This is a genomic window from Streptomyces sp. x-80 (assembly GCF_046549095.1).
In the GTDB taxonomy this organism is placed as follows: Bacteria; Actinomycetota; Actinomycetes; order Streptomycetales; family Streptomycetaceae; genus Streptomyces; species Streptomyces celluloflavus.
In genome coordinates this window covers 192,904-206,599 of the sequence record NZ_JAJPWM010000011.1, presented here as the reverse complement: position 1 = coordinate 206,599, position 13,696 = coordinate 192,904, and the positions used below count along the sequence as shown (strand labels likewise).

Annotated in this window: 9 protein-coding genes; 5 read left to right on the top strand and 4 right to left on the bottom strand. The window is 74.0% G+C overall.

From position 1 onward, the window contains the following. The first annotated feature begins 412 nt into the window (after window positions 1-412). Both ACLJWH_RS23305 and ACLJWH_RS23300 read left to right on the top strand, forming a co-directional pair. On the top strand, window positions 413-1,081 hold the full coding sequence (locus ACLJWH_RS23305) for a bifunctional DNA primase/polymerase (RefSeq protein ID WP_411143672.1): 669 nt from the start codon (window positions 413-415) through the stop codon (window positions 1,079-1,081). Window positions 1,082-1,179: 98 nt separating this feature from the next. Then, complete coding sequence (locus ACLJWH_RS23300; RefSeq protein ID WP_411143671.1) at window positions 1,180-1,950, top strand: maleylpyruvate isomerase family mycothiol-dependent enzyme; 771 nt, start codon at window positions 1,180-1,182, stop codon at window positions 1,948-1,950. 121 nt (window positions 1,951-2,071) lie between these two features. Here ACLJWH_RS23300 and ftsY read toward each other — a convergent pair whose 3' ends face one another. Continuing rightward, window positions 2,072-3,307, bottom strand: coding sequence for a signal recognition particle-docking protein FtsY (gene ftsY, locus ACLJWH_RS23295; RefSeq protein ID WP_411143670.1), 1,236 nt, complete (start codon window positions 3,305-3,307; stop codon window positions 2,072-2,074). A gap of 323 nt (window positions 3,308-3,630) precedes the next feature. Here ftsY and ACLJWH_RS23290 point away from each other — a divergent pair, with 323 nt between their 5' ends. Together ACLJWH_RS23290 and ACLJWH_RS23285 are read left to right on the top strand one after the other, a co-directional pair. Then, entirely contained in the window at window positions 3,631-5,100 is a 1,470-nt protein-coding gene (locus ACLJWH_RS23290; RefSeq protein ID WP_411143669.1) for a purine-cytosine permease family protein, read from the top strand. Between the two features lie 117 nt (window positions 5,101-5,217). Beyond that, window positions 5,218-6,204, top strand: coding sequence for an LLM class flavin-dependent oxidoreductase (locus ACLJWH_RS23285; protein ID WP_411143668.1), 987 nt, complete (start codon window positions 5,218-5,220; stop codon window positions 6,202-6,204). A gap of 17 nt (window positions 6,205-6,221) precedes the next feature. Here the strand turns inward: ACLJWH_RS23285 and ACLJWH_RS23280 are convergent, their stop codons facing one another. Next, window positions 6,222-6,626 carry a cupin domain-containing protein gene (locus ACLJWH_RS23280; RefSeq protein WP_411143667.1) on the bottom strand — a complete coding sequence of 135 codons (405 nt, stop codon included), beginning with the start codon at window positions 6,624-6,626 and terminating at the stop codon, window positions 6,222-6,224. 70 nt (window positions 6,627-6,696) lie between these two features. Between ACLJWH_RS23280 and ACLJWH_RS23275 the strand changes: the two genes are divergently transcribed. Further along, the gene (locus ACLJWH_RS23275) at window positions 6,697-7,905 is read left to right on the top strand and encodes a GlxA family transcriptional regulator (RefSeq protein ID WP_411143666.1); all 1,209 of its coding nucleotides are present in this window, start codon (window positions 6,697-6,699) and stop codon (window positions 7,903-7,905) included. A 42-nt stretch (window positions 7,906-7,947) separates the two neighbouring features. On the opposite strand, the gene ACLJWH_RS23270 is transcribed toward ACLJWH_RS23275, so the two are convergent. Beyond that, window positions 7,948-9,366, bottom strand: coding sequence for a sugar porter family MFS transporter (locus ACLJWH_RS23270; protein ID WP_411143665.1), 1,419 nt, complete (start codon window positions 9,364-9,366; stop codon window positions 7,948-7,950). Between the two features lie 221 nt (window positions 9,367-9,587). Continuing rightward, on the bottom strand, window positions 9,588-13,541 hold the full coding sequence (locus tag ACLJWH_RS23265; protein ID WP_411143664.1) for an AAA family ATPase: 3,954 nt from the start codon (window positions 13,539-13,541) through the stop codon (window positions 9,588-9,590). Window positions 13,542-13,696: the final 155 nt, after the last annotated feature.

The following is a 13,696-nucleotide window of genomic DNA, read 5'->3' as shown; positions in this document are numbered from 1 at the left end:
TGTGCGCGGTAGCCCTACCCGAGCACGGGTTCCGGCCACACCTCCGGGCGCCGCACGACGGGCGCGTTGCCGCTGGCATACCCGTGCGAACGTTGCCCCTTGAGGGTTCACGCACCGAAAGTAATCGTACGATCACGCCGGTCGCGAGGCGGGTCGCGCAAACGCCACCATTCGCCACCCCTTCGCGTGAACTCCCGGGCCGCTCCACGCGATTGACTTGACACCGGTCGAAACGGGTCGAGAAGGGCCGGGCGGAGTGCAGTGCGTGAGGGCGCATGCTCCGCACCGCACCACCCGGCGCACCACGCGCGCACCATCGGCCCCGTGGTCCGGCGACGGAGCGTCACCCCGCCTCGCCGGCCCACCGGCACCGGCCCGTCATCACAGGCACGCATCACCCGTTGGAGGGGGCATGGGCTTCACGATCGCCGGTATGCGGGAGATCCGGACCGGCTCGCGGCGCCGTGTCCGCCCGGCCGCGAGCACGGCGGTGGCGGAGTACACCGGGCTGTGGGGCTGGGACGTCGCCCCCGGCGCCCGCGCGGTCCGCGGCGGCAGCGGCCGCCCGGACTGCTCGTGCGGCGCCGCCGGCTGCGCCGCCCCCGGCGCCCACCCACTGGCCGCCGGCCGGGAGCTGGCGGCCGGCGCGACGCTGGAGGAGGCCGCCGCGGCGTGGGCACGGACCCCGGGCGCGGCGGTGCTGCTGCCGGTGGGCCGGTCGTTCGACATCCTCGACGTACCGGGGCCCGCGGGCCGCGGCGCCCTGGCGCGCCTGGAGCGGATGGGGCTGCCGCTCGGCCCGGTGGCCGCCACCCCGACCGGCCGCGCGCTGTTCTTCGTCGCCCCCGGCGCGGCCGCCGGCCTGCCCGGCCTGCTCTACCGGACAGGCTGGGACGACGCCCGTCTCGACCTGCGCCCGCTGGGCGCCGGCGACCACATCACCGCACCCCCGTCCGACCTCGGCGGCCACGGCCCGATGCGCTGGCTGCGCCCCCCGACGCTGGACACCGCGGGCCGCCCGCCGCAGGCCCGCCTGCTGCTGGGCACCCTCGCGTACGCCTGCCACCGCTCCGCGGCCTGACGGCGGCGCACGGCGCGGCGACGGCCGGGGGCGAGCGCCGGCGGCGTTGTCAGTGGCCACTGCTACAACTCGGCCATGTCCCCGACCACCACGCGCTCATGACCACCACGCCGCCCTTCTCCGGCCTCCTCGCCCTCGTGGCGGGCCGCTCCGCCGCGCTGCGCACCGCCGTCGCGGGCGCCACCGGGCTCGACGCCCGGGTGCCCGGCTGCCCCGGCTGGTCGCTCTTCGACCTCGTCGCGCATGTCGGCAAGGTCCAGCGCTTCTGGGCCGCCGTGGTGGCCGCGGGCCCCGCCACCCGTCCCCCGGCAGACGAGGCCGCCGGCTCCGCCGCCCCACGTGACGCCCTCCTCGCCTGGTCGGCCGAGGGAACCGGCCGGCTGCTGACCGCGCTGCGGGAGGCCGGGCCGGAGCGGGGCTGCTGGGCCTGGTGGGGCGCGTCCGGCGTGCCGCTCACCGCGGGGGCGGTCGCCCGTCACCAGGTGCAGGAGGCGGCGGTGCACGCGTACGACGCCCAGGCGGCCGCCGGGCGGCCGCGGCCGCTCCCGGAGGCGGTGGCCGTGGACGGCGTCGCCGAGTTCCTCGCCGTGTCGTTCGGCACCGCGGGCCGGTGGCCGCACCGGCCCGCCCGGGTCGCCTGGTACACGGCGGAGGGCCCGTCCTGGAGTGTCGGCCTGACCGCCGAGGGGGCCGTCATCTCCGGCATGTCCGGGCCCGCCACCGCGGCGCCGGCGCCCACCGCCGCCGTGTACGGCCCGGCGAGCGATCTCCTGCTGACGCTGTACGGCCGCCGCACCCTGGACGGCATACGCGTCGACGGTGACCGCGCGCCGGTCGAGGAGCTGATCGCCTGGCCGTCGCCGGCCTGACACCCCCGGACCGACACCGCTGGGCCCGTCGCCCGCCGCGTGGCACAGCATCGGCCCCCGGCTCCCGCTGGCGGCGGGTACCGGGGGCCGGTGACGGGCGGGGCGCGGTGGCCCCGGCGGGTCAGTCGCCGATCAGGGCGTCGACGAACGCCTCGGGCTCGAACGGTGCCAGGTCGTCGGCGCCCTCGCCCAGGCCGACCAGCTTGACCGGCACGCCCAGCTCGCGCTGGACGGCGACGATGATGCCGCCCTTGGCGGTGCCGTCCAGCTTGGTCAGCACCACGCCGGTGATGTCCACGACCTCGGCGAACACCCGCGCCTGCACCAGACCGTTCTGGCCGGTGGTGGCATCCAGGACCAGCAGCACCTCGCCGACCGGGCCGTGCTTCTCGACGACCCGCTTGACCTTGCCGAGCTCGTCCATCAGCCCGGTCTTGGTGTGCAGCCGGCCCGCGGTGTCGATGAGGACGACATCAGCGGTCTCGGCGATGCCTTCCTTCACGGCGTCGAAGGCGATGGAGGCGGGGTCGCCGCCCTCGGGCCCGCGGACCGTCCGGGCGCCGACCCGCTCGCCCCAGGTCTGCAACTGGTCGGCGGCGGCGGCACGGAAGGTGTCGGCCGCGCCCAGCACGACGGACTTGCCGTCGGCGACCAGCACCCGGGCGAGCTTGCCGGTGGTCGTGGTCTTGCCGGTGCCGTTGACGCCGACGACCATGACGACGCCCGGGATCTCCTGGCCGTCCTTGCCCAGGCCGTTGCCGGTGTGCACGGAGCGGTCGGCGTCGGTGCCGATCAGGGTGAGCAGTTCCTCGCGCAGCAGCTCGCGCAGGCCCTCGGGCGTACGGGTGCCGAGGACCTTGACGCGCTCGCGCAACCGGTCGACCAGTTCCTGGGTGGGGGCGACGCCGACATCGGCGGTCAGCAGAGTGTCCTCGATCTCCTCCCAGGTGTCCTCGTCGAGGTGTTCGCGGGAGAGCAGGGTCAGCAGGCCCTTGCCGAGGGAGTTCTGCGAGCGGGAGAGCCGGGCGCGCAGCCGGACCAGCCGGCCGGCGGCCGGCTCGGGGACCTCGATCTCCGGCACGGGGGGCGCCGCGGGCGCCTCGGGCTCGGCGACCGGTGCCGCGGCCTCGGGGGCCTCGGCGGTCGGCAGCCCGACTTCTTCGATGGTGCGACGGGCTTCGTCGCGGGGGGTCTCGGCCTCCTCACCGACCTGCGGTTCGGCGGGGGGCGCGGTAACTGACGGGGTGGCCGGCGGGGACGGCGGCAGCTGCTTCTTCTTGCGGCCGCTGACGACGAGCCCGCTGATCGCGCCGAGCACGACCACGGCGATGACTACAGCAAGGATGACGAATTCCATAACCCGTCCAGTATCCGTCACGCACCGCCGCGGCAGGCCGCACGCGCCGAACCCGGAGATACGGCGTCCTGCCGCGGCTCCGGCCCCCTGCGGACCGCCGGACGGGGCCTCCTCTGGACCCTTCGACGAGGACGGAAGGGACGTACCCTCGTTGAGGGATCCAACCGGACGTACAGGAAGAAGTTGGATCAAAGTACGATGGTGGACGGCCACGCAACGCGCGTAGAGTCCTGGCATCCACTCTGGCCAGGCACCACAGCCGCTGCCTGCACCTCCCTCCCGGGGGTGCCTCCCAGACCCCCGCGCACGGAGACACCTGCACCATGGGCACCACGTCCGCTCCTGAAACCGACGGCGCCGTCGAGACCCGAGGCATCGAGCCGGTTCCCGACCACGAACGTCAGGGCCGCGTCCGCGAGCTCTTCCCCACCTGGGTCGCCGCCAACATCAGCGTGTTGTTGCTCACCATGGGTGCGGCGCTGGTGGTCACCAACGGGCTGAACTTCTGGCAGGTCCTGCTGGTGGCGGCCATCGCCGCCACCATCGCCTTCGGGATGGTCGGCGTGCTGTCGGTGTCCGGGAAGTGGGGCGGTGCGCCCGGCGCGCTGCTCTCCCGGGCCGCCTTCGGGGTCCGCGGCAACTACTTCCCCGGCGCGATCCTGTGGGTCGCCCGCTTCGGCTGGGAGACGATCAACGCGGTCACCGGTGCGTACGCCGTGCTGACCGTGCTGAACCTGCTGTTCGGCGTCAAGAGCAACAACGTCCTGGTCGTGGTCACCCTGCTCGCCTTCGTGGCCTGCACGTTCCTGGTGAGCGGTCTGGGGCGCAAGGCGCTGAACGTCTGCAACAAGTACTCGACGTATCTGTTCGGCCTGTTCAGCATCATGGTGCTCGTCTACCTGGTCGCCACCTTGGACTGGCACGCGGTCTTCGCCAAGAAGGCCGGTACCACCGCGATGGTGATCGCGGGCATCGGCACGATCGCGGCCGGCGGCATCAGCTGGGTGCCCACCGGCCCCGACTTCACCCGCTACCTTCCGCACTCCGCGTCCGGCCGCAAGATCGTCGGCACGACCGTCTCCGGCGCGGCCCTGGTGCTGGTGCCGATGGTGCTGATGGGCGGTGTGCTGGCGGTGTCCGAGCCGGCGCTGGCGGCCGGGAACACCGACCCGATGTCGTTCCTGGGCGGCGCCCTGCCGATCTGGCTGGCGGTGCCGTACCTGATCACCGCGCTGGTCGGGATGGTGCTGATCAACAGCCTCTCGATGTACTCGGCGGGCTTCACCGCCCAGACGATGGGCGTCAAGCTGCCGCGCGCCCTGGCGGTCAGCATCAACGCCGCCATCAGCCTCGTCGGCGGGCTGTTCATGATGCTGGTGGCCAAGGACTTCATCGGCCAGTTCATCACCTTCCTGACGCTGCTCGCGGTCTCCTTCTCCGCCTGGATCGGCGTCTACGGCGTCGATATGGCCCGGCGGCGGCGGATGGCCGTCCGCTATGACGCGGACAGCCTGATGAACACCGGCCGCGGCAGCCGCTACTGGTACACCGGCGGCTTCTGCTGGCAGGCCATGACGGCGTGGGCGGTCGCGCTCGCCGCGGGTCTGTGCTTCACCAAGGTCCAGTGGTTCACCGGCCCGCTGGCCACCACCTGGGTCGGCCGGAACGGCCTGGGCTGGGCGGCCACGATCCTGATCGCCGCGGTGATCTTCGCGGTGCTGCCGACACCCCGGGAGACCGATCCCGCCACCGGCCGGCCGGCCGCGGCCCCGCAGCCGGCCCCGGTCGGCTGACCGCCGCACCGGTCCCCCACCGGACCGCGCCGACGGATCCCGCCGCCCGCTAGAGATCTGACGCAACGTCAGCTAACGTCCCCTTCGCCCACCACCCCGGCGAAGGGGACGTCCGCCATGCCCGTCACGGTCCTGCGCCTCAACCTCGTCGACCCCGCACCCACCCCCGACACCCTCTCCGCGCGCTACCGGGCCGCCGTCGAGATGGCGGCCTTCGCCGACGACCGCGGCCTGACCACGGTCCAGACCGAGGAGCACCACGCCACCGCCAACGGCTGGCTGCCCTCCCCGCTCGCCTTCGCGGGCGCCGTCTTCGGCGCCACCCGCCGCATCGGCGTCACCGTCTCGGCGCTGATCACCCCGCTGCACGATCCGCTGCGGCTGGCCGAGGACATCGCCGTGCTCGATCTCCTCAGCGGCGGCCGCCTGGTGACCGTCGCCGGCCTCGGCTACCGGCCGCAGGAGTACGCGGCGCACGGCCGGGACTGGGAGGGCCGCGGCGCGCTCCAGGACGAGGTGCTCCGGACCCTGCTGGCCGCCTGGACGGGCGAACCGTTCGACTACCGGGGCCGTACGGTCCGCGTCACCCCGCGCCCGTACACCCGGCCGCATCCGCCGCTGCTGATCGGCGGCAGCTCACGGGCCGCGGCCCGGCGCGCCGCGCGGCTGGGGCTGCCCCTCTTCCCCAGCGCCCATCTGCCGGAGCTGGCGGCGTACTACGACGCGCAGCGCGCCGCGCACGGCACCGACGGCTGGGTGCTGCTGCCGCCCGAGCGCACCTGTCTGCTGCATCTGTCCGAGGACCCGGACCGCACCTGGGCCGAGTACGGCGGACATCTGCTGCACGAGGCGCGCACCTACGCGTCCTGGCAGACCCCCGGCAGCCGCTCCGCGGTGCACTCCGCCGCCGAGGACGCCGAGGCGCTGCGCACGGAGGGCGTCTACCGCGTCGTCACCCCGGACGAGTGCCTGCGGCTGGCGGCGGAGGCGGGGCCGCGGGGCTCGCTGATCCTGCATCCGCTCTGCGGCGGGATGCCCGTCGACGAGGGCTGGCGCTCGCTGCACCTGTTCGCCGAGCGGGTGCTGCCCCGCCTCGCGGACTGACGGCGGGGCGGGCCGGCTCAGCCCTCCGGATAGAAGACGAACAGGGTGCAGCCCTCGGTCGTCTGCGGGACGTGCCAGGACCCGGCCGGCGCGTGCAGGAAGGTGCCCGCCGGGTGGTCCCGGTCCCCGTCGTTGAAGGTGCCCGCGACCACGAAGACCTCCTCGGGACCGGGCGCGTGCACATCGATGCCCTCCCAGCAGCTGCCCGGGTCCATTTCCAGGACCTGGGCCGACGCGCCGTTGTCCCCGGTCCACAGCGGCCGGACCCGGATCCCGGGAAACACTTCCCGCACGGGGGCGTCGCCCACCGCGGTCCACACGTACCCGGCCGTCCCGCCCACCCCGGGCGCGCTCCGCCCGTCCGTCCCCCGATCCCGCTCCGGTGCCTGCGTCTGCTTCCGCTGCTGTGTCTGCTCGCTCATGTCTCCACCCTGGCCCGGCGTGCCGCGCTCCCCCAGTGTCAGAAAAGACGTCCTCGGGTACTTTTCTGCCATGCCTGCCGACCCCGCCGTATCCGCGCTCGTCCCCGGCCCGGCGTCCGCGCACGGGCCCGCCGCCCGGCCCGCGGCGGCCGGCCCGCCACCACCCCGACGGCACCAGGTCGTCGCGCTGGTGCACGCGCCCCAGTCCACCTTCGAACTCGGCCTGGCCGCCGAGGTGTTCGGCACCCGCCGCCCCGCCCTGCCCGCCTACTACGACTTCCGGGTCTGCGCGCCGCGTCCGGGGCCGGTCCGTACGACGGCGGGCTACGACATGCTGGTCACCGAGGGGCTGGCGGCCCTGGACACCGCGGACACCGTCGTCATCCCGGGCTGGACCCCGGACGACGCGCCGCTGGACCCCGCCGTCCACCGGGCGCTGCGGCACGCGCACCGGCGGGGCGTCCGGCTGGTCAGCATCTGTTCCGGCGCGTTCGCACTGGCGCAGACCGGGCTGCTGGACGGCCGCCGGGCGACCACGCACTGGAGCCGGGCCGCCGACCTGGCGGCCCGGTTCCCCCGCGTCGAGGTGGACGCCGATGTGCTGTACATCGACCACGGCGACCTCGCGACCAGCGCCGGGGCGGCGGCCGGTGTCGATCTCTGTCTCCACCTGGTACGCGGCGACCACGGCGCGGCCCATGCCGCGGGGATCGCCCGCCACATGGTGATGCCGCCGCATCGCGAAGGGGGCCAGGCCCAGTACGCGGCGCCGCTCTCGGCGGACCGTACGGACGGGGCGCGGATGGCGCAGTCGCTCGCCCCGCTGCTGGGCTGGGTGAGCGAGCGGCTGGCCGAGCCGGTCACGGTCGAGGACATGGCGGCGCGGCTGCGGATCTCGTCACGCACCCTCGCCCGCCGGTTCGCCGACCAGCTGGGCACCAGCCCCGGCCAGTGGCTGCTCGGGCTCCGGATCGGCGCGGCCCGGACGCTCCTGGAGGAGACCGATCTGCCCGTGGAGGCGGTCGCTCTGCGCGTCGGGCTGTCCTCCGCCACCAACCTCCGCCGGCGCTTCCATCAGGCGCTGCACACCACTCCCGCCCGCTACCGCCGCGCGTTCCGGCTCACCTCGCAGGAACCGGCGCGGACCGCCGGGGCACGGAGCGCGGGCGGAAACACGGGCCGGGGCACGGACGAGAACGCAGTCGGGAACGCAGTCGGGAACGCGGTCGAGAACGCGGACGCCACCGCGGACAAGGCACTGCCCCGGCTCGCCGAATGAGCCGGGGCAGTACCCACTGAGGAGAGAGGCGGGCGGGGTGGGTCAGCCCATCTCCTCCAACGCCTTGCCCTTCGTCTCCTTCACGAACTTCAGCACGAAGGGGATCGAGAGCAGGGCGAAGAACATGTAGATGAGGTACGTACCCGAGAGGTTCCAGTCCGCCAGGCTCGGGAAGCTGGCCGTGATGGCCCAGTTGGCGATCCACTGCGCGGAGGCGGCGACGCCGAGGGCGGCGGCCCGGATCCGGTTCGGGAACATCTCGCCGAGGAAGACCCAGACCACGACACCCCACGAGAGGGCGAAGAAGAGGACGAAGGCGTGCGCGGCGATCAGGGCGACGGCGCCTTCGGTGGCCGGCAGCGTGCCGGCCGCGGTCTTGGCGGAGAAGGCCCAGGCTTCCAGGGCGAGGGCGACGGCCATACCGGCCGAGCCGATCAGGGCCAGCGGTCGGCGGCCGATCCGGTCGACGAAGATCATCGCGATCACGGTGCCGATGATGTTGATGATCGAGGTCGTGAAGCTGTAGAGGAACGAGCTGCTCGGGTCGATGCCGACGGACTGCCACAGCGTCGAGGAGTAGTAGAAGGCGACGTTGATGCCTACCAGCTGCTGGAAGACGGAGAGCCCGATACCGACCCAGACGATCGGCAGGAAGCCCCGCTTGCCGCCGAGCAGGTCCCGGAAGGTCGACTTGTGCTCACGGCGCATGGCGTCCTGGATCTCGACGACCCGGGCGTCGAGATCGACGGTGCGGCCCTCGACGTCGGCGAGCACCTCCTTGGCGCGGGTGATCCTGCCGACGGAGATCAGGAACCGCGGTGACTCGGGAATCGCGAAGGAGAGCAGCCCGTAGAGGATGGCCGGCACGACCATCACGCCGAGCATCCACTGCCACGCTTCCAGACCGCCGAGCGTGCCGCGCTGGTCGCCGCCGGCGAGGTTGAGGATGCCCCAGTTGACGAGCTGGGAGATGGCGATACCGACGACGATCGCGGCCTGCTGGAAGGAGCCGAGCCGGCCGCGGTAGGCCGGGGGCGAGACCTCGGCGATATAGGCCGGGCCGATCACCGAGGCCATACCGATGGCGATACCGCCCAGGACGCGCCACATGGCCAGGTCCCAGAGGGCGAACGGCAGCGCCGACCCGACGGCGCTGACGGTGAACAGCACGGCGGCGATCTGCATCACCCGGATACGGCCGATACGGTCCGCGATCCGCCCGGCCGTCGCGGCGCCGATGGCACAGCCGATCAGCGCGATCGCGATCACCTGGGCGAGAACGGCCGACCCGACGTCGTAGCGGCTGCGGATCGCCTCCACCGCGCCGTTGATGACGGAGCTGTCATAGCCGAAGAGGAAACCGCCCATGGCGGCGGCCGCCGTGATGAAGATGACATGGCCGAGGTGATCCGGCTGGGCCTTGCGGCCCTCCGGAACGGTCGGCGGCGCGGTGCTGGTCAACGTGTACTCCAGTGGCCCGGCTGCGCTGCCGGGCGTAGGTGGACTGGCCCTTCCAGTGGCGCACAGGTTGGGGACACCCACCACTTGAAGGTAAAAACAACGCTGCCGAGACTATGCCTTCAAGTTTCGAAGTCAATAGGCGGAGAGAACTTCTTTATTGGATCAACAAGAAGGTCCTTTGTTCAAAACTTGAACAGACTTCACGGACTTCCCTTGCGGGATCAGTGCAGCCGCTGGCTGATGACCTTCGAGACGCCGTCGCCCTGCATGGAGACCCCGTACAGGGCGTCGGCGACCTCCATCGTCCGCTTCTGATGGGTGATCACGATCAGCTGGGAGCTCTCCTGGAGTTCCTCCATGATCCCGATCAGCCGTTGCAGATTGGTGTCGTCCAGCGCCGCCTCGACCTCGTCCATCACATAGAACGGACTGGGCCGCGCCTTGAAGATCGACACCAGCAGCGCCACCGCCGTCAGCGACCGCTCGCCGCCCGACAGCAGGGACAGCCGCTTGACCTTCTTCCCCGGCGGCCGCGCCTCCACGTCCACCCCGGTCGCCAGCATGTCGTCCGGGTTCGTCAGGACCAGCCGCCCCTCGCCCCCCGGGAAGAGCCGCGCGAAGACGCCCTCGAACTCCCGCGCGGTGTCGTGGTACGCCTCGGTGAAGACCTGCTCCACCCGTACGTCGACCTCCTTGACCACCCGCATCAGGTCGGTCCTGGTCTTCTTCAGGTCTTCAAGCTGTTCGCTGAGGAACTTGTGCCGCTCCTCCAGCGCCGCGAACTCCTCCAGCGCCAGCGGGTTCACCTTCCCGAGCTGCTGGTACGCCCGCTCGGCCGCCTTGAGCCGCTTCTCCTGCCCGGCCCGCTCGTACGGCACCGGCAGGTGGCGCGGATGCTCCGGATCCGCCGGCAGCTCCTCGCCCTCGGCGGGCGGCGCCGGCGGTACGAGCTGATCGGGGCCGTACTCGGACACCAGCCCGGCCGGCTCCATCCCCAGCTCCTCCAGCGCCCTGGCCTCCAACTGCTCGATCCGCAGCCGCTTCTCCGCGCCCAGCACCTCGCCCCGGTGCACCGAGTCCGTCAGCTTGTCCAGCTCCGACTTCAGCTCCCGGCCCGTGTTCCGCTCGGCGGCCAGCGCCTGTTCGCGCTCGGCCTTGGCCCGCTCGCCGGCCGCGCGCTCCTCCTCGGCCCGTACGACCGACACCTCGATATGCGCCAGCAGCTGCCGCGCACCGGCCGCGACCGCCCCGGCCACCGCCGCCTCGTGGCGCAGCCGGGCCCGTCGCCGGGCGGCCCGCGCCCGCGCCTCGCGCTCGGCCCGCGCCCCCCGGTCCAGCGCGTCCGCCCGCCCCGCGAGCGCCTTCACCCGCTCCTCGTGCGTACGCGCCTGGAGCCTGGCCTCCATCTCCGTCTGCCGGGCGTTGGCCCCGTCGGCGGCCAGCCGGTCCCGTACCGCCGTATCGGGCTCCGCCTCGCCCGCGCCCGGGTCCTCCTCGGCCGCCGCCAGCCGCTCGGCCAGCTCCTCGGCCTCCTCGGTGGCCCGCAGCAGCGCCTCCTCGGCCCTGGCGGCCGCCGCGCCGGACCGCTCCGCCTCGCCCGCGGCCGCCCGCGCCTGCCCGCCGAGCCGCCCCAGGTCCCCCGCGACCCTGGACTTCTCCCGGTCCGCCGCGCGCCGCCGCTCATCCCACTCCTCGACCAGCGCGGCACACGCGGCGCGCCGCTCCTCCGCGGCCCGCTGTGCCTGCGTCAGCTCCTGGCAGCGCGCCGCCAGCGCCACCAGCTCCGCCGCCGCCTCGTCGACGGACGCCTGCACCTCCAGCAGACTCGGCGCACCGGCCGACCCGCCCTGCGCGAAATACGCCCCGAGCAGATCGCCCTCCCCGGTCACCGCCGTCAGCTCCGGTCGCGCGGCCACCAGATCCTCGGCGTCCTCCAGCGTCCCGACGACCACCACGTCCCGCAGCAGCCGCGCCACCGCGGCCGTCAACCCCGGCGGCCCGCACACCAGTTCGCCGGCCCTGACCGGCTCGACGGAGCTGTCGGGCACCCGGGGTCCGGCGGGCGCGGGGATGCCTACGCCGCCCGCCGCCCCGGCGGACAGACCGGCCCGCTCCGCGGAACCGGCCCCGTCCGGCACTCCGGTCGCGTCCCCCACACCGGAAGGACGGCCGGAACCGACCGCCACACCGGCCACACCGGCCACACCTTCCGCACCGGACGCGTCCGCCGAGCCGACCGCCGCACGCGGCCGCCCCGTCACACCGCTCGCACAGACAGCCTCCGTCACCTCAGCCGCATCGGGCACACCCGCCCCCTGAGGACCGATCACCGCCCGCCCCGCACCGCCGGCACCCCCCGGGTCCGCCGCCCCGGCCGCCCGCGCGGGGCCCGGCACCCGCACCGCACCCGCGCCACCCGTCACCTCACCGGCCGCCCGGCCTGCGCCGCCCCCGCTCACGGCGCCCAGCACCATCGCCGCCCGCCCCGCGTCCTGTTTGCGCAGCAGGCGGATGGCGTCGGCGGCGGTGGCCGGATCGGTGACCGCGAGGGCGTCCGCGGCCGCACCGAGCGCCGCCGCGACCGGGATCTCGAAGCCGGGCGTGACGGTCAGCAGCTCCGCCGCCGGGCCCAGCAGACCGGTGAGCTGGTCCGCGGCGGCCAGCAGCGCCCCCGTACCGTCCTTGCGGCGCAGCCCGAGCGCCAGCGCGTCGTGCCGGGCGGCGGTCGCGGCGCGCTTGCGCTCGGCCGCGGTCAGCGCCTCCCGGGCGACGGTCAGCGCGGCCTCCGCCGCAGCCAGTTCCCGCCGGGCCGCGCCGTGCCGGGCCGCGGTCGCCTCGTCATCCGCGTCCAGCCCGTCCACCTCGGCCCTGAGCTGGTCGTACGCCTCCTGGGCCGCCGTCGCGCGCTGCCGGGCGCCGTCCCGGGCCTCGGCGAGCCGGCCGATCTCCGCCTGGGCCGAGGCCGCCCGGCCGCGCGCGGCGGTGACCTGTCCGCTCAGCCGCGCGAGCCCCTCGCGCCGGTCGGCGATCGCACGGGCCAGGTCGCGCAGCCGCCGCTCCTCGTCCGCCAACTGCCGCTCCAGCCCGGCGCGGTGTTCGACGGTGTCCTCCAGCGCCCGGTTCGCCGCCTCCAGCGCGGCCGCCAGCTCCGCCTCCTGCTCGCGGATCCGGGCCGCCTCGCGCTCCAGCTCCTCGGGGTCACGCCCGCGCCCCTCGTCCGGCGGGGCCGCCGCGGCGCTCCTGACCCGCGCCTCGGCGAGCGAGACCGTACCGCGCACCCGCTCAGCGAGCTGCGACAGCTCGTACCAGGTCTGCTGCGCGCGCTGCACCCGTGGCGTCAGCGTGCGCACCTCCTCCTCCAGCACCGCCTCGCGCTGCTGGGCGGTGCGCAGCCGCGCCTGGGCCGCCTCCCGGCGTTCCCGCAGCGCCGCCTCATCGGCGATCTCGGCGCGCAGCGCCCGGCGCAGGGTGACGAGGTCGTCGGCGAGCAGCCGCAGCCGGGCGTCGCGCAGCTCGGCCTGGATGACGGCGGCCCGCCGGGCCACGGCGGCCTGCCGCCCCAGCGGCTTGAGCTGCCGCCGCAGCTCATCGGTCAGATCCTGGACGCGGGCGAGATTGGCCCGCATCGCGTCCAGCTTCCGCAGCGCCTTCTCCTTGCGCTTGCGGTGCTTGAGGACGCCGGCCGCCTCCTCGATGAACGCCCGGCGCCCCATGGGGTCGGCGTGCAGTACGGAGTCGAGCTGGCCCTGGCCGACGATGACGTGCATCTCGCGGCCGATACCGGAGTCCGAGAGCAGCTCCTGGATGTCCAGCAGCCGGCAGGCGTCACCGTTGATCTGGTATTCGCTGCCGCCGTTGCGGAACATGGTCCGGGTGAGGGTGACTTCGGCGTACTCGATGGGCAGCGCGCCGTCGGAGTTGTCGATGGTGAGCGCGACCTCGGCGCGGCCCAGCGGCGGCCGGCCGGTCGTCCCGGCGAAGATGACGTCCTCCATCTTGCCGCCGCGCAGCGATTTGGCGCCCTGCTCGCCCATGACCCAGGACAGCGCGTCCACGACATTGGACTTGCCGGAACCATTGGGGCCCACGACACAGGTGATGCCGGGTTCGAATCGGAGCGTCGTGGCGGAGGCGAAGGACTTGAAGCCTCGCAGGGTCAGACTCTTGAGATGCACGTCTTTGGACTTTACCGCCCGTCCGGCGGCGGCCCGGCCGCAACATTCCCGTCGCCCGCGGCGGTCCGGGCACGGGCCGTGGCCTGCGCTCCGGGGCGTATCGGCGGAGCGGGACCGCTGTTGTTTTCGGTTTCACCAAGGAAAGCGCAGGGCAC

Coding starts and splice junctions, on each gene's coding strand:
- ftsY (WP_411143670.1), bottom strand. CDS start 3,307: ATGGAATTCGTCATCCTTGCTGTAGTCATCGCCGTGGTCGTGCTCGGC.
- ACLJWH_RS23285 (WP_411143668.1), top strand. CDS start 5,218: ATGCCCGTCACGGTCCTGCGCCTCAACCTCGTCGACCCCGCACCCACC.
- ACLJWH_RS23305 (WP_411143672.1), top strand. CDS start 413: ATGGGCTTCACGATCGCCGGTATGCGGGAGATCCGGACCGGCTCGCGG.
- ACLJWH_RS23275 (WP_411143666.1), top strand. CDS start 6,697: ATGCCTGCCGACCCCGCCGTATCCGCGCTCGTCCCCGGCCCGGCGTCC.
- ACLJWH_RS23280 (WP_411143667.1), bottom strand. CDS start 6,626: ATGAGCGAGCAGACACAGCAGCGGAAGCAGACGCAGGCACCGGAGCGG.
- ACLJWH_RS23300 (WP_411143671.1), top strand. CDS start 1,180: ATGACCACCACGCCGCCCTTCTCCGGCCTCCTCGCCCTCGTGGCGGGC.
- ACLJWH_RS23290 (WP_411143669.1), top strand. CDS start 3,631: ATGGGCACCACGTCCGCTCCTGAAACCGACGGCGCCGTCGAGACCCGA.